19 protein-coding genes and 1 tRNA gene are annotated in these 19,637 nt (G+C 62.2%); 12 read left to right on the top strand and 8 right to left on the bottom strand.

Annotated elements, in window-relative coordinates:
• The first annotated feature begins 408 nt into the window (after positions 1 to 408).
• Positions 409 to 840, top strand: a complete 432-nt coding sequence (locus tag NKI29_RS11765) for a YybH family protein (RefSeq protein ID WP_023674442.1) — start codon at positions 409 to 411, stop codon at positions 838 to 840.
• A 25-nt stretch (positions 841 to 865) separates the two neighbouring features.
• Here the strand turns inward: NKI29_RS11765 and NKI29_RS11760 are convergent, their stop codons facing one another.
• A complete protein-coding gene (locus tag NKI29_RS11760) occupies positions 866 to 1,018 on the bottom strand; it encodes a hypothetical protein (protein WP_352571493.1) in 153 nt (50 codons plus the stop codon).
• 548 nt (positions 1,019 to 1,566) lie between these two features.
• On the opposite strand from NKI29_RS11760, the gene NKI29_RS11755 reads away from it, so the two are divergent.
• Positions 1,567 to 1,992, top strand: a complete 426-nt coding sequence (locus NKI29_RS11755; RefSeq protein WP_352571492.1) for a hypothetical protein — start codon at positions 1,567 to 1,569, stop codon at positions 1,990 to 1,992.
• Positions 1,993 to 2,147: 155 nt separating this feature from the next.
• Here the strand turns inward: NKI29_RS11755 and NKI29_RS11750 are convergent, their stop codons facing one another.
• Positions 2,148 to 2,570 carry a CBS domain-containing protein gene (locus NKI29_RS11750; RefSeq protein ID WP_023674444.1) on the bottom strand — a complete coding sequence of 141 codons (423 nt, stop codon included), beginning with the start codon at positions 2,568 to 2,570 and terminating at the stop codon, positions 2,148 to 2,150.
• A gap of 252 nt (positions 2,571 to 2,822) precedes the next feature.
• Between NKI29_RS11750 and NKI29_RS11745 the strand changes: the two genes are divergently transcribed.
• On the top strand, positions 2,823 to 3,122 hold the full coding sequence (locus NKI29_RS11745; protein WP_352571491.1) for a hypothetical protein: 300 nt from the start codon (positions 2,823 to 2,825) through the stop codon (positions 3,120 to 3,122).
• A 211-nt stretch (positions 3,123 to 3,333) separates the two neighbouring features.
• On the opposite strand, the gene NKI29_RS11740 is transcribed toward NKI29_RS11745, so the two are convergent.
• From NKI29_RS11740 to NKI29_RS11730, 3 genes are all read right to left on the bottom strand, one after another.
• Positions 3,334 to 3,549 carry a hypothetical protein gene (locus NKI29_RS11740; RefSeq protein ID WP_352571489.1) on the bottom strand — a complete coding sequence of 72 codons (216 nt, stop codon included), beginning with the start codon at positions 3,547 to 3,549 and terminating at the stop codon, positions 3,334 to 3,336.
• Positions 3,550 to 3,665: 116 nt separating this feature from the next.
• Positions 3,666 to 3,739, bottom strand: a tRNA-Gln gene (locus NKI29_RS11735).
• A gap of 119 nt (positions 3,740 to 3,858) precedes the next feature.
• Positions 3,859 to 4,791 carry a putative bifunctional lysylphosphatidylglycerol flippase/synthetase gene (locus NKI29_RS11730; RefSeq protein ID WP_352571488.1) on the bottom strand — a complete coding sequence of 311 codons (933 nt, stop codon included), beginning with the start codon at positions 4,789 to 4,791 and terminating at the stop codon, positions 3,859 to 3,861.
• A 485-nt stretch (positions 4,792 to 5,276) separates the two neighbouring features.
• Here NKI29_RS11730 and NKI29_RS11725 point away from each other — a divergent pair, with 485 nt between their 5' ends.
• Both NKI29_RS11725 and NKI29_RS11720 read left to right on the top strand, forming a co-directional pair.
• On the top strand, positions 5,277 to 6,689 hold the full coding sequence (locus NKI29_RS11725; RefSeq protein WP_352571487.1) for a Ppx/GppA phosphatase family protein: 1,413 nt from the start codon (positions 5,277 to 5,279) through the stop codon (positions 6,687 to 6,689).
• Complete coding sequence (locus NKI29_RS11720) at positions 6,686 to 7,381, top strand: RlmE family RNA methyltransferase (protein ID WP_023674449.1); 696 nt, start codon at positions 6,686 to 6,688, stop codon at positions 7,379 to 7,381. The genes NKI29_RS11725 and NKI29_RS11720 overlap by 4 nt, the downstream gene beginning before the upstream one ends.
• 181 nt (positions 7,382 to 7,562) lie before the next feature.
• Here NKI29_RS11720 and NKI29_RS11715 read toward each other — a convergent pair whose 3' ends face one another.
• Positions 7,563 to 8,984, bottom strand: a complete 1,422-nt coding sequence (locus NKI29_RS11715) for an MFS transporter (protein ID WP_352796302.1) — start codon at positions 8,982 to 8,984, stop codon at positions 7,563 to 7,565.
• A gap of 292 nt (positions 8,985 to 9,276) precedes the next feature.
• On the opposite strand from NKI29_RS11715, the gene guaB reads away from it, so the two are divergent.
• From guaB to NKI29_RS11700, 3 genes are read left to right on the top strand one after another with little or no spacing between them, the layout of a single operon-like run.
• Complete coding sequence (gene guaB / locus NKI29_RS11710) at positions 9,277 to 10,779, top strand: IMP dehydrogenase (RefSeq protein ID WP_352458563.1); 1,503 nt, start codon at positions 9,277 to 9,279, stop codon at positions 10,777 to 10,779.
• Between the two features lie 31 nt (positions 10,780 to 10,810).
• Positions 10,811 to 11,350 (top strand): hypothetical protein, encoded by a 540-nt coding sequence (locus NKI29_RS11705; protein WP_352571507.1) that lies wholly within the window; start codon positions 10,811 to 10,813, stop codon positions 11,348 to 11,350.
• A gap of 28 nt (positions 11,351 to 11,378) precedes the next feature.
• The gene (locus tag NKI29_RS11700; RefSeq protein ID WP_352571486.1) at positions 11,379 to 11,798 is read left to right on the top strand and encodes an MAPEG family protein; all 420 of its coding nucleotides are present in this window, start codon (positions 11,379 to 11,381) and stop codon (positions 11,796 to 11,798) included.
• Positions 11,799 to 11,810: 12 nt separating this feature from the next.
• Here NKI29_RS11700 and rnd read toward each other — a convergent pair whose 3' ends face one another.
• Both rnd and NKI29_RS11690 read right to left on the bottom strand, forming a co-directional pair.
• Positions 11,811 to 12,962, bottom strand: coding sequence for a ribonuclease D (gene rnd, locus NKI29_RS11695; RefSeq protein WP_023674454.1), 1,152 nt, complete (start codon positions 12,960 to 12,962; stop codon positions 11,811 to 11,813).
• 73 nt (positions 12,963 to 13,035) lie between these two features.
• The gene (locus tag NKI29_RS11690; RefSeq protein ID WP_023674455.1) at positions 13,036 to 14,283 is read right to left on the bottom strand and encodes an MFS transporter; all 1,248 of its coding nucleotides are present in this window, start codon (positions 14,281 to 14,283) and stop codon (positions 13,036 to 13,038) included.
• Positions 14,284 to 14,539: 256 nt separating this feature from the next.
• On the opposite strand from NKI29_RS11690, the gene NKI29_RS11685 reads away from it, so the two are divergent.
• The 4 genes from NKI29_RS11685 (at position 14,540) to aspS (ending at position 19,598) form a co-directional block, all read left to right on the top strand.
• Entirely contained in the window at positions 14,540 to 15,808 is a 1,269-nt protein-coding gene (locus NKI29_RS11685) for an ABC transporter substrate-binding protein (protein WP_352796301.1), read from the top strand.
• 68 nt (positions 15,809 to 15,876) lie between these two features.
• Positions 15,877 to 16,749 carry a carbohydrate ABC transporter permease gene (locus NKI29_RS11680; protein ID WP_352571506.1) on the top strand — a complete coding sequence of 291 codons (873 nt, stop codon included), beginning with the start codon at positions 15,877 to 15,879 and terminating at the stop codon, positions 16,747 to 16,749.
• Between the two features lie 19 nt (positions 16,750 to 16,768).
• Entirely contained in the window at positions 16,769 to 17,593 is an 825-nt protein-coding gene (locus NKI29_RS11675) for a carbohydrate ABC transporter permease (RefSeq protein ID WP_352571485.1), read from the top strand.
• A gap of 214 nt (positions 17,594 to 17,807) precedes the next feature.
• Positions 17,808 to 19,598 carry an aspartate--tRNA ligase gene (gene aspS, locus NKI29_RS11670; RefSeq protein WP_352571505.1) on the top strand — a complete coding sequence of 597 codons (1,791 nt, stop codon included), beginning with the start codon at positions 17,808 to 17,810 and terminating at the stop codon, positions 19,596 to 19,598.
• Positions 19,599 to 19,637: the final 39 nt, after the last annotated feature.

The raw sequence follows: 19,637 nt of genomic DNA, 5'->3' as shown, positions 1-19,637 counted from the left end.
CAGCTAGAGGCCTGTGAGCGGATTACGGTGACGGTGCACTATTTTCTTTTCGCCGCCTGCCTCGTTTTCCCGGGCTCACGGCCTTGCCGATTTCCTCGGCGATGCTCTCGGCCCACGGGGCATCGAAAACCGCGACATCGGCGACGCGGCGATACTCGATGAGCAGTTCTTGTGGAACACATAGTCTTCGGACGTGAAAACACTTTGGCTCACCCGTACGGTGCTGGGGATGCGGCAGACCGGGAACACCGGCAAGGTGCACGTGCGGCGAGGGCGACATGGTAAAAAGTGCACTGTCACCGTAATTCTGATCTATACTCGGGACACCAGCTCGAATGCCTACGGCAAGGCGAAGGGCGTATGAAGCGCTTGATAGAGTTCTCTTTTTAGTCATGGGGCGGTGTCAAGATGTTAGCCTCCGACCTGACGAAATTTATCGAGCAGGATCATCTGGCTCTGGATGCCTTCGTAAAGGGCGATCCTGAGCCCCTGAAAAACCTCTATTCGCGACAGGACGACGTCATTATTGCCAATCCCTTTGGCCCGCCGGCGAAGGGATGGAGAAAGGCCGCTGAGACCATGGAACGGGCCGCCACCAATTACCGGCACGGCAAGGCCATCGGTTTTGAGCGCATCTCGGAGTATGCGACAGCCGACTTGGGATACATCATCGAGGTCGAGCGGTTCCAATCCAAGGTCGGTGGTGGCAACAAACTGGTGCCGATTGCGCTTCGGGTCACCACCATATTCCGGCGCGAGGAAGGCGCGTGGAGGATCGTCCTTCGTCATGCCGATCCGATAACCTCGGCACGCCCGCCGACGTCCATTGTCGGGGAGTAGAAGCTTGCCGGAGAGGTTTTAGGAATTACGGTGACAGTGCACCATTTTTCTTTTCGCCGCCTGCCTCGTTTTCCGGGTTCTCACGGCTTTGCCGATTTGCTCGCCGATACTCTCGGCCCACGGGCGCATTGAAAACCGCGACATCGGCGACGCGGCAATACTCGATCAGCAGGAACATATAGTCTTCGGACGTGAAAACACTTTGGCTCGCCCGTACGGTGCTGGGGATGCGGCAGACCGGGAACGCGGGCTAGGTGCACCATGCGGCGGAGGCGACATGGTAAAAGTGCACTGTCACCGTAATTCATCCTTAGCGGCCAATTTCCCGCGTCGCATCAACAATCTAGGTCATTTTCGGTTTCGCTTTAGGCAGCGCGGCCAGCAAGAGCTGGTGCTGTTTCTTCTTTCTCTTCGACGTGAGGGCTCACCCATTCGTCGGTTATCACGCGGCTGACCAAGGTGCCCGGCACCGCTTTTCTCAAGGCACGCAGCAAAAAGTATCTAACCCGCTCGGACAGTCAAGAGGTGTGGCAGGCAGGCCATGCGCAGCCAGCCGCAGCGAGCCGCCAAGACGCGCGAAGCACTTCGGCGGTGTAGGACAGCGGCACGCCAGAACGCGCGCAGGCCAGGCGTTGGCTTGCCCAATTGTGTTTTGACTATTTGGCTGAACGGGCGCGTAAAATATCAGGTTCGCCCGGTCGGGCGAACTAACTCAGGGAGGATGTTATGAAGATGACTCGACGTAATGCTCTCGCCCTTGGTGCCACCTCGTTGGCGGCCCCGCTATTGGTCGCAAAGCCCATTCCGGTAGCGGCCAAGACCTACGGTCCGACTGATGGCAAAGAGATTTTTCCCGGCGTTCGGCTCGTCGAACTGGGAACACGAGACTCCCATATCAAGGGGTACAAGAAAATTGCCATGGAAGACGTCGTCTACCAGCCAAAGGCAACTAGCCCGCTCGGGGATGTCATGGCCGACGATATGGTCTGCACGGTCACTGAAGGCGAGCTGCAGGTCACGGCCGGAGACATGCAGTTCACGGCCAAGGAGGGTGACGTATGGAGCTGCGGCAAGGGTAGCACGAAGGAGGCTGCTACGAACAACGGAACAGCGGTCGCAGTGATGCGGGTGATTAACCTGAAGGCTGCATAAAGTTACCCACACTCTGGCGACTGCAGACGCTCCAGCCGGCTTCGGCCGGCGGGCTTTTCCGGTGCGCCACGGCCTCGATGACCGGACATTTCTGCCGGCGCGCTGTGGCCAGCGCGGCGGCAGACTGAGGCCTTAGCGCACGGGCGAGCCGCCCTTCAGTGGTGGTGGGCGGAAACGCTCTTGACGTATTCGGACACCAGTTCCCTCGGTGCCGACTGACTGACGTCGCCGACGCTAAGGATGCCGACCATCCGCATATTCTTGTTGATCACCGGCAACCTGCGGATTTTCAGTTCTTCCATGTGCCGTACGGCCTTGGCCAGATCGTCGTCTTCGCGGCAGCAGTGAATGCCGGCCGTCATAACATCGCGCGCCGTTGCGATGCGGCCGTCGAAACCATCTTCTGCCAGTCCGTTGCAGACAATATCGCGGTCGGTCACCATTCCGATCAGTCGGTCGTTCTCTCCAATGGGAATCGACCCGATATCCTGGGCTCGCATCATTTTCGCCAGTTCGGTGACAGCGGTTTCGGGGCTGACCCAGTCGACACCCTTATGCATTGCGTCTTTGACTTTCATGGCGGACCTCCCTTGCTGGGTTGGTGAATGTCCCCCTGTCCCATTCTAACGCGGACGGGGTTTGGCTGCCAGAGGTCATCATCCAGACCCGCATTTTGCGGTGGTTGTCATGCGGAATTACGGTGACAGTGCACTTTTTACCATGTCGCTCCCGCCGCATGGTGCACCTTGCCCGCGTTCCCGGTCTGCCGCATCCCCCAGCATCGATAACCGCAACATCGGCGACGCGGCAATATTCGATGAGCGGTCCTTGTGGAACGCATAGTCTTCGGACGTGAAAACACTTTGGCTCGCCTGTACGGTGCTGCGGCAGACCGGGAACGCGGGCAAGGTTACACGATGCGGCGGGGCGAACATGGTAAAAAGTGCACCGTCACCGTAATTCCGGTGCACTATTTTCTTTTCGCCGCCTGGCTCGTTTCCGGGTTTCTCGGCTTTGCCGATTTGCCCGGCGATACTCTCGGCCCCCGGGTGCATCGAAAAACCGCGACATCGGCGACGCGGCAATACTCGATGAGCAGTTCTTGCGGAACACATAGTCTTCGGACGTGAAAACACTTTGGCTCGCCCGTACGGTCCGGGGATGCGGCAGGGCGGGAACGCGGGCAAGGTGCACCATGCGGTCAATCTAGACACGGGGCGACATGGTAAAAAGTGCACTGTCACCGTAATTCCTAGATGTAGTGTGCTCAGCCGTCCAGCAAGTATAAGGATCAACGTCGTGCGCGGACGCAGGCACTTGACAGCTTCGATCGCGAGTGGCTCACGCGCCGCCGCTCTGTTGCAGGCTGTGCCATTGTTCAATGCTATCGCATAGGAACTTCACAAATCCACTGCACAGCAACGGCTCAGCTGCACCGTCTGGCGTGAATTCATATATCGCGTCCGACTCATCGATTCCCCAAGTTCCGAGATATTCGCCTTCCTGAGTGACGACAGCGCCGTCCTCAAGCAGGTTTATTGACCATCGAAGATTCATGCCACCTCCCGGTCCGAATGATGCGGATAGAATACCATGCGGATCATCCGCATGGTTGTAACACATGCCATTTTCGGGAATGATCTAAGTAATTGTTTCTATTGAAAAAAAGAAGCTGGCTGGGGAACCTGGATTCGAACCAGGACTAACGGAGTCAGAGTCCGTGGGTCTACCGTTAACCTATTCCCCAGCAGGCGCGGCTGTTGAAAACCACACGGGCAGGGCGGCGACGTCGCCGCGCGTGCCTTGTAGCCGCCGCCGGAAAATAGTCAACCCTGTGTTGGGGCTCAATCATCGTCTTCCGGCACTTCAACTCTCGCTGCGACTGTATTGCGAGTGCTCGAAGAACAGCACCACGCCGAGCGCGATCAGCAGCGGGACGATCAGGTAGAACAGCCGGAACACCAGCAGCGCTGCCAGCACGCCGACCTGATCCATATGTGACAAGCCCGCGAGGAACACCACCTCGAACACGCCGAGCCCGCCCGGCGCATGCGAGATCTGCGCGATCGAGAACGACACCAGGAAGACGCCGAGCACGACGAAATAGCCGGGATTGCCGGCGACGGGCAGGGCGAAGAAGATGATCGCCGCCGCCGCCAGCAGCTCGATCGGGCCGACCAGCAATTGCCGCGCCACGATCGGCAGCGCCGGATAGTGCAACTGAAAGCTGCCGATCCTCAGCGGCCTCAGATGCAGCCAGCTGCCGAAGACATAGGCCGCCACCACGAGCAGCATGGCGAGCCCTGCGGCTTGCGACAGCTTGTGATGCGGCGTGCCGGAAAACCGGTCGATCACCTCGGGCTCGAGCAGCAGGACGATGCTTGAGACGAACAGTGTCGACAGCACGAAGGTGATCCAGCAAATCGCCACCAGAACGCCGACATCCTGCCCGGTCAGGCCCTTGGTGCCGTAGGCGCGGTAGCGGATCACCGCACCAGAAAATACCGAGCCGCCGATATTGTGCGACAGCGCGTAAGTGGTGAACGAGCAGAAGGTGACGAACAGCCACGAGACTTTTTTGCCGATGTGCAGCAGCGCGATGTGGTCGTAACCGGCGAGCGAGGCATAGGCGATGACCGAACTCAGCGCCGCCAGCACCCAGCCGCGCGCCGGGATGGCGATTATGCCGGCCCAGACATCGTCGAGCGAGATGCCGCGCAATTCGTGCAGCAGCAGCCACAGCGAGAACACCACCGCGGCGATGCCGATCACGGGCCAGAAATAACGCCTCCAGTTCATGGCCTGACGATCATGCGTTGCAGCCCGTACCCCGTTTTCCGGTTCGCAGCAGGCAAACCGCCCGCAGTCCCGAATGGTTCATTTCAGAAATGCCTCATTGAAGCCGGCTATTCAACCGGGAAGGCGCGTTGTGGCGCTCGCGCCTTCCCTTCTCCCCTTGTGGGAGAAGGTGGATCGGCGCGCAGCGCCGAGCCGGATGAGGGGTGCCGGAAGGAACTCGGCTCGAAAAAATAAAATGATTTGAAGGGGTTACATCTTCAATGCCGCGATCCTTCCGGCACTCCTCATCCGACCGAGCTTCGCTCGGCCACCTTCTCCCCAGGGGACAAGGGATCACCGACGTCGCCGCCTTCACGCCGCCGGCAAAATTCGCCGCGAGCGCTCTTGGTGATCCGGCCCGGCGCTGATAGTCTGGCGACAACTTGAACATGTAAAAGCGCCTGCTGCGTCCGATCTCGGTTCGCGCGGCGCCGGAAGGAACGACAGTGGAAGACCACGAAGCCGGCGCTGGCGCGCCGGAAGTGGGCGTGTCCAGGGATTCGCCGACGCCGTCCGGCCAGGCAAGCCCATCCACCGGACGCTACGGCCGTCAGGTGCAGCCCCGGTCCGGCAATGGACAGGCTGGCGACACGTCCCACGACCACAAGGGCCAGAACGGCCCGCATCAGAACGGCAAACCCAAGAAACGGCGCAAGCGGCGGCGCGGGCGCAAGGTTTTCGCACGCGACGAGGCTCGTCCGGTGATATCAGGCACTTCGGTGTCCGCCGCCGGCGAGGCCCCGGCCGCTCGCCCGCCCCAGCCAGCGGCTTCGATCGCGCCCCAGTCCTCGATCGCGCAATTGCCTCCAGCCTCGCCAAGGCCGGAGCAAGGTGCCCGCACGCCGCCACCGCTGCAGGAATTGCCGGTATTTGCGGCGCTCGATCTCGGCACCAACAATTGCCGCCTGCTGGTCGCGGTGCCGACGCGCCATGGCCAGTTCCGCGTCATCGATGCCTTCTCGCGCATTGTCAGGCTGGGCGAGGGCCTTACCGCCAATGGTCGGCTTGGCGGCGCCGCAATGGACCGCGCGGTCGAGGCGCTGAAGATCTGCGGTGACAAGTTGCGCAACCGCAAGGTCAGGAAGGCCAGGCTGATCGCCACCGAGGCCTGCCGCACCGCCGCCAACGGCGTCGAGTTCCTCGAGCGCGTCGAGCGCGAGGCCGGCCTGAAGCTCGAGATCATCGACCGCCAGACCGAGGCGCGGCTGGCGGTGTCGGGCTGCGGCTCGCTGGTCGAGCGCGACACGCAAGGCGTCGTGCTGTTCGACATCGGCGGCGGCTCGTCCGAAATTGCGCTGATCGACCTCACCGGTCAGCGCTCGCCAAGGCTTGCCAACCACATCGTCTCGTGGACGTCGCTGCCGGTCGGCGTCGTCTCGCTGGCCGAGCGTTTTGGCGGCCGCACGGTGACGCGCGCGATCTTTGGCGCCATGGTCGAGGATGTCGCAATGCGGCTGCGCGCCTTCGACGGGCGCGATCGGCTGAGCCACCTCCTGTCCAGCCCGAAATTCCATTTGCTCGGCACATCGGGCACTGTGACGACGCTGGCCGGCGTTCATCTCGACCTCGAACGCTATGACCGCCGCCGCGTCGACGGGCTGTGGATGGATCGCGACAGCGTCGACCGCATGGTCGAAAAACTGGTCGGCTGGGATTTCCAGCAGCGCGTCGCCAACCCTTGCATCGGCGCCGACCGCGCCGACCTGGTTCTGGCCGGCTGCGCCATACTGGAGGCGATCCGTGCCGTCTGGCCGTCGGAGCGGCTGCGTGTCGCCGACCGTGGCCTGCGCGAGGGCATACTGAGCGAATTGATGGCCGATGACGGCGTCTGGCGCAACAGCGGGCGGGGCCGGCAATGACCAAAAAACCGGAAAGACCGAGCTCCGCCGGCATTCGCGTGCTGAAGACGAAGATCAAGAAGAAAAGCGGCTTGAAGGAATCGTCGCGCCGCTGGTTGCAGCGCCACATCAACGATCCCTATGTCCAGCGCTCGAAGGCCGACGGCTATCGCTCGCGCGCCGCCTACAAGCTGATCGAGATCGACGACAAGCACCATTTGCTCAAGCCCGGCATGAAGGTGATAGACCTTGGTGCGGCACCCGGCGGCTGGTGCCAGGTCGCCGCCGCGCGTACCAAGTCGACCGCGGAACACCCGAACGTCGTCGGCATCGACTATCTCGAGATGGACGCCGTGCCGGGCGCGCCGGTGCTGCTGATGGATTTCCTCGATCCGCAGGCACCCGAAAAGCTGGCCGAGACGCTGGGCGGCCAGCCCGACATCGTGCTCTCCGACATGGCTGCACCCACCACCGGCCACAAGCGGACCGACCACATCCGCACCATGCATCTTTGCGAGGTGGCGGCCGATTTCGCGCTGTCGGTATTGAAGCCTGGCGGACATTTCCTCGCCAAGACGTTTCAGGGCGGCGCCGAAAACGAATTGCTGGCCAGGCTGAAGCGGAATTTCCGCTCGGTCCACCACGTCAAGCCGCCGGCCTCGCGCGACGAGTCGGTGGAGCTTTATTTATTGGCGAAGGATTTTAAGGGGTAGCGCCCTTTCCTTCTCCCCTTGTGGGAGAAGGTGGCCTCGCGAAGCGAGGTCGGATGAGGGGTGTTCCAGCTTGGCAACACGCTTGCAGTTATCATCGCCTCATTTCTTCCAACACCCCTCAACCGTCTCGGCGCTGCGCGCCGATCCACCTTCTCCCACAAGGGGAGAAGGGAAGGGGTCCTCAACTCCCCGGCGGGCTCACCGGCTCCAGCGTCTTCGGCGGCGTCAACCTGCCATGTCCCGACACGGCATTGCCGGCGTCCGGCGCCAGCCGCATGAACGACAGCGAGGCTGCCGCCGACACCGCCGCTACGATGAAGAAGGCGGTGTGGAAGTCGCTCAGCGTCAGCGGGCCGCCATGGATATTGGTCGACACTTCCAGGATGCCGCCGGCCAGCGCCACGCCGAGTGCGATCGCCAACTGCTGGAACACCGCCGTGATCGGCGTGGCCTTGTTGGTGTCGGCGGCCGAAATCTCGGCGTAGGCAAGCGCATTGATGCCGGTGAAGAACATCGACCGGATGAAGCCCCCGGCGAGCAGCATGGCGAGGATCAGCCCATAGGGCGTGTCGGGTGTGAACAGGCCGTTGATGGCGATGGACGCGGCAGCGATGAGCGAGCCTGAAATCAGCACCCGGCGGAAGCCGGCGACCCTGAAGATCAGGGCAGTGACGAATTTCATGCCTATGGCGCCGATCGCCGAGACGAAGGTGATCATGCCGGACTGGAACGGCGTCAGCCCGAAACCGATCTGGAACATCAGCGGCAACAGGAAAGGTACGGCACCAATGCCGATGCGGAACAGTCCGCCGCCGAGCACCGACGAGCGGAACACCCGATTGCGAAACAGCTCGAGCGCCAGCAGCGGATTCTTGGCGCGGCGCGCGTGCAGCAGGTAAAGCACCGCCGATGCCAGCCCGACGGCAACGGTGATAAAGCCGGCAACTGGCGGCAGAGCCGGCAGGCTGACCACCGACAGGCCGAACACAATGCCCGATGCCGCCAGCCCGCTCAGCACGAAACCGATGAGATCGAGCGGCGGCGTCTGCGCGGCGTCGGTCTTCGGCAGGAAACGCGTGGCCAGCCAGATGCCGATCAAACCGATCGGCACATTGATCAGAAAAATCCAGTGCCAGGAAAAATAGGTCGTGATGAAGCCGCCGACCGGCGGGCCGACCAGGGGGCCGACCAGAGCCGGGACAGTCAGCCACGACATGGCGGCAACGAGCTCGCTTTTCGGCGTCGCGCGTACCAGCACCAGACGCCCGACCGGCGTCATCATGGCGCCGCCAATGCCTTGCAGGAAGCGTGACACCACGAAAGCCGGCAACGAATTGGAAATGGCGCGCGCGACCGAACCGACGATGAACACGGCGATCGCGGCGCGGAAGACATTCTTGGCGCCGAAGCGGTCGGCCATCCAGCCGCTTATCGGAATGAAGATCGCCAGCGATACCAGATAGGCGGTCAGCGCCAGCTTGAGCGCGATCGGGCTGGTGTGGATGTCGATGGCGATCGCCGGCAACGATGTCGCGATGACGGTCGAATCCATGTTTTCCATGAAAAGAGCGACCGCCAGGATAAGCGGAATGGTGCGGTTCACGATGGATCCGGTCTTGAAATGCGCGTCGCGATTCTTGCCGGCCTTGGGGGCCAAACCGACAGGTAGGGCGGTTATCATGGCTGGGCCCGAATGTCGCATTAATTTGCTGTCACGTTTGTGCGACCGCAAGTCTTGCATCACCTGCGGCAAATGCAGCTTTGCCACTACACAACCATCGGCTTTTCAACGGCCACGGGACGTGTTACGAGCCAGCGCCAATCCTGAAAGGGAAGAAGACGAGTCGGCGCTGTCCATCAGGGCGAGCGCCTTTCCTGCATTCCGAGGGCTGGCCATGGCAAAAATCATCGAGACGTCCACCGGCGCATTGGCGCTGACCTTTGACGACGTGCTGCTGCAGCCGGGTCATTCCGAGGTCATGCCCGGCGAGACCGACATCCGCACCCGCATCGCAGGTGACATCGACCTCAACGTGCCGATCCTGTCGGCCGCCATGGACACGGTCACAGAGGCGCGGCTCGCCATCGCCATGGCCCAGGCCGGCGGCATTGGCGTCATCCACCGCAATTTCTCGCCGGCCGAACAGGCCGAGCAGGTGCGGCAGGTGAAGAAGTTCGAGTCCGGCATGGTGGTCAACCCTGTCACCATCGGTCCCGAGGCGACGCTTGCCGATGCGCTGGGTCTGATGCGCACCTACAGCATTTCGGGCATTCCGGTGGTCGAGAACGGCGGCACCGGCGGCCACACGGTCGGCCGGCTCGTCGGCATCCTGACCAACCGCGACGTCCGCTTCGCGTCCGATCCGGCGCAAAAGGTCTATGAGCTGATGACCCGCGAGAACCTGATCACGGTCAAGGAGAACGTCGATCAGGACGAGGCCAAGCGGCTGCTCCATCAGCACCGCATCGAGAAGCTTGTTGTGGTCGATCGGGACGGCAATTGCGTCGGGCTGATCACGGTCAAGGACATCGAGAAGTCGCAGCTCAACCCGCACGCCACCAAGGATGCGCAGGGGCGCTTGCGCGCCGCCGCCGCCACCAGCGTCGGCGATGACGGTTTCGAACGGGCCGAGCGCCTCATCGACGCCGGCGTCGACCTTCTGGTGATCGACACCGCGCACGGTCATTCGCAGCGCGTTCTGGATGCGGTGACGCGGGCCAAGAAGCTGTCCAACTCGGTTCGCATCTTGGCCGGCAACGTCGCCACCGCGGAAGGCACCTTGGCGCTGATCGATGCCGGCGCCGACGCGGTCAAGGTCGGCATCGGACCAGGCTCCATCTGCACCACCCGCATCGTCGCCGGCGTCGGCGTGCCGCAGCTCTCGGCGATCATGTCGGCGGTCGAGACGGCGCAGAAATCCGGCGTTTCGGTCATTGCCGATGGCGGCATCAAATATTCGGGCGATCTCGCCAAGGCACTGGCCGCCGGCGCCAGCGCGGCGATGATCGGCTCGCTGCTGGCCGGCACGGACGAGAGCCCGGGCGAGGTCTATCTGCACCAGGGCCGCTCCTTCAAAGCCTATCGCGGCATGGGCTCGGTCGGCGCGATGGCGCGCGGCTCCGCCGATCGTTATTTCCAGGCCGAGGTGCGCGACACGCTGAAACTGGTCCCGGAAGGCATCGAAGGGCAGGTGCCGTACAAAGGACCTGTGTCTGGCGTGCTGCACCAGCTTGCAGGCGGCCTGAAAGCCGCTATGGGTTATGTCGGTGGCCGCGACCTTGCCGATTTCCGCGAGCGCGCCACTTTTGTGCGGATATCCAATGCCGGACTTCGTGAAAGCCACGCCCATGACGTCACGATTACCCGCGAAAGCCCGAATTATCCTGGCGGAGCCTGATCGCCATGCGCTTTGGCGCAATCTGGCGGCAATGATCCTGCGGCTGTCGCGCCACGCGGCCGCACTCTGTACCGCCACCGTGGCGGTTTTCATCATCATGACGGCGATGGAGTTCCTCTATTTTCGCCGATTGAGCGGCGGTCTGCCGTCGCTCGACATGCGCTATACCGGTTTCACCCCGGATGAGGGCATGGCCTGGCTAACAGCCCTCGGCCGGCGCGGCAGCGAAATTATTCTCGTCTGGCATTACCTGACCTTCGACCTGCTTTTTCCGGCGCTGCTATCGCTGACGATGGTCAGCCTGATCCTGGCCACGGGCCGGCGGCTGAAGAATTTCCGTGCACTGCCTGCGCAAACCCAGTCGATATTCGCGGTTGTGCTGGTGCTGCCCTACCTGCTTACCGACTATGCCCAGAATATCGCCGTGGCTCGTCTTTTGTCCGATTTTCTGTCGGCCAATCCGGATTCACTATCTTTCGCCTCGGCGCTGATCGTCACCAAATTCGCCCTACTGGCGATACCAGTGACTGTCATTGCGGCTTTCACTCTGATGGCTCAGAAACGGCCTTGAAGGTTGGGTGACAACGATAGGGGGCGTCTTGAACCAGACCGCGATCTTCTGGCCGATCCTGGCGCAGGTGCTGTTGGTCTATATCGTCTATATCGTAATGGGCCGGCGCCGCTATGGTGCGGTCAGGTCGGGCGAAGCCAAGACCGGCCAGTTCAAGACGCGCTCGACGGAGCCTGGGTCCAGTATCACCGTCGCCGACAATCTGAGCAACCAGTTCGAACTGCAGGTGCTTTTCTACGTCTTATGCTTGACGCTGCACGTGACCAATGGCGTCAATTATCTGACCTTGGCTCTGATGTGGATCTTTGTCGTCTCCCGCTATCTTCACGCGTCGGTCCACTTGACCAGGAATCGGCTAATCCTGCGCAGCAGGGCATTCTACCTGGGCGCGGTAGTTCTTGCACTTGGCTGGATATGGCTAGCGCTGCATCTGCTCGGCTTGATCTGAGCAAGCTCAAGGCTACAAATCGAATACAGCGATCTTGCGCTTGTCGAACCTGATGGCGAGTTCACCGCGCACCAGCTTGAGCGCGGCCTCGCCGAAGACGGCGCGCCGCCAGCCTTGCAATGCCGGCACGTCGGCTTCCTCGCCCTCGGCAGCGATGCGGTCGATGTCGTCACTGGAGGCGAGTACCTTGGATGCGACGCCCTCCTTTTCGGCAACGATCCGCAGCAGCACCTTCAGCAACTCCGCCGCGGCGCTTGACCCCTCCGGCGGCTGGAAGCTCTTCGGCAGCTTCGGCATCTCTTCCCTGGGCAGGGCAAGGGCAGCGTTTACCGCGCCAAGCAGTGCCGTCGCCGTCGACGAGCGCTCCCAGCCCTTCGGCGTGGTACGCAGCTTGCTCAGCGCCGCAGCGTCGCGCGGCGCCTGCTGCGCCACTTCGTAGATCGCATCGTCCTTGAGCACCCGGCCGCGCGGCACGTCGCGCTCGCGCGCTTCGCGTTCGCGCCAGGCGGCCACCGCCTGCACGATCGCCAGTTCCTGCGGCTTGCGCAGCCGCATCTTGAGCCGCTTCCAGGCATCCTCGGGATGCGGATCGTAGGTCTCGCGCGAGGTCAGCACGTCCATCTCCTCGTTCAGCCAGTGGGCGCGGTTTTCCCGCACCAGCTCGGCGCTGAGATGCTTGTAGACCTCGATCAGGTGGGTGACGTCGGCGAGCGCGTAGTCGAGCTGCTTTTCGGACAGCGGACGGTGGCGCCAATCGGTGAAGCGCGAGGACTTGTCGAGCCGCGCTCCGGTGATGCGCTGCACCAGCTGGTCGTAGGAGACGCTGTCGCCGAAGCCGCAGACCATTGCCGCGACCTGGGTGTCGAACACCGGATGCGGCACCAGATCGCCGAGATGCACGATGATTTCGATGTCCTGGCGCGCCGCATGGAAGACTTTGACGATCGCCTCGTTGGCCATCAGCCTGAAGAACGGTTTCAGGTCGATGTCGGGCGACAGCGGATCGATCAGCGCGGTCACCCCGGGCGCTGCCATCTGGATCAGGCACAGGATCGGCCAGAAGGTCGTTTCGCGAATGAATTCGGTATCGACGGTGACGAATTCCGCCTTTTCGAAAGCGGCAATAGCGGTCTCGAGTTCTTTCTGGGTGGTGATGACGTGCATCAAATCGCTTTTGGCAAGGGATAGGGTCTCTTTCAATTTCAGCCGCGCGCGCTTTCGTCAAGCGCAAGCACCTCTATCCAGGCTTTGCGGGTTCATCGGGATCGGCATTCCGCTTCGCCAACCGGGCAAAAACCGTCGAAGTGCGCAACAGCGCCGTAAAACGGCTGCGATGGGTGGCCGGCACGGCGGAGCGCGCCTGCATCCGGTAAAGGATGACGGCCACGAAGATCGCATAGACGGTGGCGCTGAACACGAACAGCGCGCTCGGCCCGAAAAATTGCATCACCGTCGAGGCTGCGAACGGCCCGCCGATGGCGCCGAAGGAATAAAACAGCATCAAGGCAGCGTTGATCAGCACGAACTCGCCCTTGTCGGCGCGGTCGTTGGAATGCGCCGCTGACAACGAATAAAGCGGCATGGCGAAGCAGCCGAAGATGAAGACGAGCAGGAAGTTGAGAAACGGGCTGCCGCCTGCCACGAATGCCAGCGCCAGTGCCGCCACCATCGCACAGCACGTGGTCATCAGCAGCACCGAGCGCCGGTCCCAGCGGTCGGAGAGATAGCCAAGCGGGTATTGGATGATGGCGCCGCCGAAAATGCCGACGCTGACGAAGGTGACGACGTCGGCGACCGACATGCCGATTTGCTCGGCATAGACCGGCGACAGGGTGCGGAAGGCGCTGTTTGTGACGCCGACGGCGATACAGCCGAAGCAGCCGAGCGGCGAGATCCGCCAGACGCGCGCCAAATCGAGCTTGACGTCTTCCGGCGGCGTCGGATTGGAGCGGTCGCCGAGCGAAACCGGCACCAGCGAAACGGTGATCATCATCGACATGATGGCGAAGATGGCAAAGCCGCCGGCGCCAAAGATCGGGATCAGGAACTGGGCGCCCGTCACCGAGCCGATGTCGACCATCCGGTAGATGGCAAGCACCCGCGCCCGGTCGGTGTTGGTGACGCCGGAATTCAGCCAGGCTTCCATGATGGTGAACAGGCCGGCAAAGCAGAACCCGCCGGCAAAGCGCACGGCGCACCACATCACCGGATCGATGACCAGCACCAAAAGCAGCGTTCCCGCCGAGGCGATCGCCGCGAGTGCCGAAAAGGCGCGCACATGGCCGACGGATTTCATGATGCGGGTCACGGCAAGGCAGCCGAGCAGGAAGCCGGCGAAATAGAACGTGCCCATCAGGCCGATCGAGGAAGCGGGAAAACCTTCCTGCGCACCACGCAGCGCAATCAACGTGCTCTGCAGGCCGTTGCCGCCGAGCAGGATGCCGGCGGCGATCAGGAGGGGGATCAGCGGGCGGATGGAGGACATGAAGGAAAGCCTGTCGTTGATCCTTCTTGAACCATCGCCTTCGCCAATGCCAGCGGCAATTCCAGGTGGCGTTGGGGCCAGCCGGGGGCTACCGCGTGGCGCCGGACCCTCCGTGTTGGGAACCAAGGCGTATCTTTGTAGTTCAGTGCTGGTGGGCGAATACGCGTCTTGTGAGCTGCCGGTGTGCGGAGACGGTGTCAGGCATCGACGTCGTTTCTGCTGCCCGGCCTGAAGCTCCAAAGGGAGGTCCGCCATCATGAAATTTCATTCCGCATTTGCGGCATTTGCCGTGGCCGCAGTTCTGGCGGCCGGGCCGGCGCGGGCAGTCGACCTCGCCATGGTGTCCGGAGATACCGGCAACGGCCAGAGAATCCTTCGCGAGATCCTCGATCAATACGAGAAAAAGACCGGCAACAAGGTTAGCGTCGTTCCGCTGCCTCCCTCGGCGACGGACCAGTTTGACCAATACCGGCTCTGGCTTGCCGCCGGAAGCAGCGACGTCGACGTCTATCAAACGGACATCATCTGGGCCCCCCAGCTTGCAAGGCAGTTCATCGACCTGACCGAAGCGACCAAGGATGTCGTTGGCGCCCATTTCCCATCGATCATCAAATCGCAGACCGTGGACGGCAAGCTCGTCGCCTTGCCGATATTCACCGACGCTCCGGCGCTCTACTACCGCAAGGATCTCCTCGACAAATACGGCGCCAGGGTCCCGGCCAGCTGGGCTGAACTTGCCGATACCGCCAAGCTTGTCATGGACAAGGAGCGCGCGGCCGGCAACAAGGACATGTGGGGTTTCGTTTTCCAAGGCAACGCCTATGAGGGGCTGACCTGCGATGCACTCGAATGGGTGAAGTCGAACGGCGGCGGCCAGATTATCGAGCCGGACGGCACGATCTCCATCAACAATCCGCAAGCAGCCGCGGCGCTGGAAATGGCGAGGAGCTGGGTGGGAACCATCTCGCCGCCCGGCGTTCTGGCCTACCAGGAAGAAGAGTCGCGCGGCGTCTGGCAGACCGGCAACGCCGTCTTCATGCGCAACTGGCCCTACGCCTACGCGCTTGGCAACAGCGAAAGCTCCCCCATCAAAGGCAAGTTCAAGGTGACCACGCTGCCGCCGGGGTCGGGTGAGGGCGCGCGCCCGGCAGCAACGCTTGGCGGCTGGAATCTCGCGGTTTCCAAATATTCGAAGAACCCGGATGCAGCGATCGAGCTGGTCAAATGGATCGCCTCGCCTCAGATGCAGAAGTACCGCGCCTTGAAGGGGGCATATCTGCCGACCATCCAGGCACTCTATGACGATGCCGACATCGCCGGCGCGCAGCCGGTCATTCCGCGCTGGAAGGAAGTCGTCCTCAACGCGGTGCCGCGTCCCTCGGCCCAGGCCAAGACCAGGTACAATGAGGCATCGAGCGAGTTCTGGACCGCCGTCCACAACACCATGTCCGGCGAGGGCACGGCCGCCGACAACCTTGCCGATCTGGAGTTCTCCTTGACCAGGCTCAAGGGCACCGCCTGGTGACCTCGCCGCGCTCAGGCTCGCTGCTGGCGCGTCAGCGTGTGCGCTCGGCATGGCTGCTGCTTGCTCCGATGCTCATCGTGCTCGCCGCCGTCGCCGCTTGGCCATTGACGCGCACGATCTATTTCGGCTTCACCGATGCCTCGCTCGCCGACCTCGAAGCCCGCCGCTGGGTTGGCTTCGCCAACTATTTCTCCGTCCTGCAAATGCCGAGCGGCCGCGTCATTTATGACGGGCTGCTCGCCGATCCGGTCTGGTGGCGCGCCGTCTGGAACACGGTGCGCTTCGCGGTGATTTCGGTGACCTGCGAGACGGTGCTCGGCATGATCGTCGCGCTGGTGCTCAACGCCAAGTTTCGCGGCCGCGGCATCGTGCGCGCCGCGATCCTCATCCCTTGGGCGATCCCGACGATCGTCTCGGCGAAAATGTGGCAGTGGATGCTCAACGACCAGTTCGGCATCATCAACGACGTCCTGCTCAAGCTCGGCCTGATCAGCACCAAGATCGCCTGGACGGCCAGCGCCGACACGGCGATGGTCGCCGTCCTTGTTGTCGACATCTGGAAGGCGACCCCCTTCATGGCGCTTCTCATTCTCGCCGGCCTCCAGATGCTTCCGCAAGAAATCTACGAGGTCGCCAAGCTCGACGGCGTCGGCGCGTGGAGAATTTTCTGGAAGATCACCTTGCCGCTCATCCGACCGGCGTTGATGGTGGCCATGATCTTTCGCGGTCTCGACGCCCTGCGCATCTTCGATCTGATCTACGTGCTTACGCCAAACAACATACATACCAAGTCGATGTCGGTGTTTGCCCGCGAGAGCCTGTTTGAGTTCGATAAGTTTGCCTACGGCTCCGCCGCCTCGACGCTGCTCTTCCTCATCCTCGCTCTGCTGACCATGCTCGTTCTTTGGCTCGGCCGGATAAGACTGGACAAGGACTATTGATCATGGGGGACTACTGACCATGTGGATCGTCAAGCGCACGGCTTTCTACCTCCTCGTCGCCGTTATCGTCGTCGTCGCGGTGTTCCCGTTCTACTACGCCATCATCACCAGCCTGAAATCGGGGACGGCGCTCTTCCAGATCGACTATTGGCCGACGACGATTACCTTCAGCAACTACAGGACCGTATTCACCGAGGGGACCTTCCTGCGCAACCTCGTGAACTCGCTGTTCATCTCGAGCGCCGTTGTCGTCATTTCGCTGTTCCTGGGCGTCACCGCCGCCTATGCGCTGGCGCGCATCCGCTTCCGCGGCCGCTCGGCTCTGCTCCTCACTATCCTGTCCGTTTCGATGTTCCCGCAATTGGCGGTGCTTGCCGGTCTTTTCGAGCTGATCCGCACCTTCGGCCTCTACAATTCGCCGTTCGCGCTGATCTTGTCCTACATGATCTTCACCTTGCCGTTCACCGTCTGGGTGCTCACCGCCTTCGTTCGCGACCTGCCGATCGAACTGGAGGAAGCTGCGATCCTCGATGGCGCCACGCCCTGGATCATCATCAGCCGCGTCTTCCTGCCGCTCATGTGGCCGGCGCTGGCGACCACCGGGCTCCTCGCCTTCATCGGTGCGTGGAACGAGTTCCTCTTCGCCCTGACGTTTACCTCCAGCAATGAGCAGCGAACCGTGCCGGTCGCCATCGCCCTGCTCTCCGGCAGCTCTCAATTCGAGATCCCGTGGGGCAACATCATGGCCGCATCGGTGATCGTCACCGTGCCGCTCGTCGTCCTTGTCCTGATCTTCCAGCGCAAGATCATCTCCGGCCTCACCGCGGGCGGGGTCAAGGGATGAGTGCATAGTTGAACTGCCGGCACAGAGCAGCGAACTCAGATTGACGCCTCGAGCACAAATTGATGCCGGTGAGATAGGGGCGGGAAGAACGCGAACTCGACCCGGCTGCCGCTCGCCTTGACAAATGCACCCTCTCATGTGCTTTTCGCGCAAATTTTCAGGCTGGGCCATCATGCCTCGGCCGCAACCCAACATCCGGACTTTAAGAATGACAATGCATCGTTACCGCAGCCACACCTGTGCCCAGTTGAGGAAAAGCGACGTCGGCTCCGCCGTTCGCCTGTCGGGTTGGGTGCATCGCGTGCGCGACCATGGCGGCCTGCTGTTCATCGATTTGCGCGACCATTACGGCCTGACCCAGATCGTTGCCGACCCGGATTCGCCGGCCTTCAAGATCGCCGAGACCCTGCGCGGCGAATGGGTCGTCCGCGTCGACGGCGAGGTCAAGGCGCGCCTCGCCGACACCGTGAATCCCAATTTGCCGACCGGCGAGATCGAAATCTTCGCCCGCGAGATCGAGTTGCTGTCGGCGGCCAAGGAATTGCCGCTGCCGGTCTTCGGCGAGCCGGATTATCCGGAGGACATCCGCCTCAAATACCGTTTTCTCGACCTGCGCCGCGACACGCTGCACAAGAACATCGTCGCGCGCACGAAAATCATCGCCGAGATGCGCAAGCTGATGGGCGAGGTGGGCTTCACCGAATTCTCGACGCCGATCCTCACCGCCTCGTCGCCAGAAGGGGCGCGCGACTTCCTGGTGCCGTCGCGCATCCACCCCGGCACTTTCTACGCGCTGCCGCAGGCACCGCAGCAGTACAAGCAGCTGATCATGGTGTCCGGCTTCGACCGCTACTTCCAGATTGCGCCGTGCTTCCGCGACGAGGATCCGCGCGCCGACCGTCTGCCGGGTGAATTCTACCAGCTCGACGTGGAGATGAGCTTCGTCGAGCAGGAGGACGTGTTCAGCACCATGGAGCCGGTAATGCGAGGCGTTTTCGAGACCTTTGCCGCCGGCAAGCCGGTGACGCAGAAGTTTCCGCGCATCGCCTATGATGTCGCCATGCGCAAATACGGCACCGACAAGCCGGACCTGCGCAACCCGATCGAAATGCAGGCCGTCTCCGACCATTTTCGCGATTCCGGCTTCAAGGTATTTGCCAACATCCTTGCCAACGATCCGAAGGCCGAGGTCTGGGCCATTCCGGCCAAGACCGGCGGGTCGCGCGCCTTCTGCGACCGCATGAACTCATGGGCGCAAGGCGAGGGCCAGCCCGGCCTCGGCTACATCTTCTGGCGCAAGGAGGGCGAGAAGCTTGAAGGCGCCGGGCCGCTGGCCAAGAACATCGGCGAGGAGCGCACCGAGGCGATCCGACAACAACTCGGCCTTGCGGATGGCGATGCCGCCTTCTTCGTCGCCGGCGATCCGAAGAAGTTCGTCTCCTTCGCGGGAGCGGCGCGCACCCGCGCCGGCGAGGAGCTCAATCTTGTCGACCGCGACCGCTTCGAATTGTGCTGGATCGTCGACTTCCCGTTCTTCGAATGGAACGAGGAGGAGAAGAAGATCGATTTCGCGCACAATCCTTTCTCGATGCCGCAAGGCGGCATCGATGCGCTTAACGGCGAGGATCTGCTCGGCATCAAGGCGTTCCAGTACGACATGGTCTGTAACGGTTTCGAGATCGCCTCCGGCGGCATCCGCAACCATCTGCCCGAAACCATGGTCAAGGCCTTCGAAACCGTCGGGCTGGACCGCGCGACCATCGAAGAGCGCTTCGGCGGCCTTTATCGCGCCTTCCAGTATGGCGCGCCGCCGCATGGCGGCATGGCAGCCGGCATCGACCGCGTCGTCATGCTTCTGGTCGGCGCGAGGAACCTGCGCGAAGTGACCATGTTTCCGATGAACCAGCAGGCCTACGACCTGTTGATGAACGCGCCGTCGGAAGCCAGCCCGCAGCAGCTTCGCGAATTGTCGCTGCGCGTGGTGGCGACGAAGAAAGAGGTTTAGAAAACGCTCCGAACCGGTGCTGTTGATTCATAAAAAAGC

The organism is Mesorhizobium sp. M0678 (assembly GCF_040320505.1).
Taxonomy (GTDB): Bacteria; Pseudomonadota; Alphaproteobacteria; order Rhizobiales; family Rhizobiaceae; genus Mesorhizobium.
The sequence above is the reverse complement of the archived record's forward strand: the minus strand, read 5'-3'. Positions and strand labels throughout refer to the sequence as shown.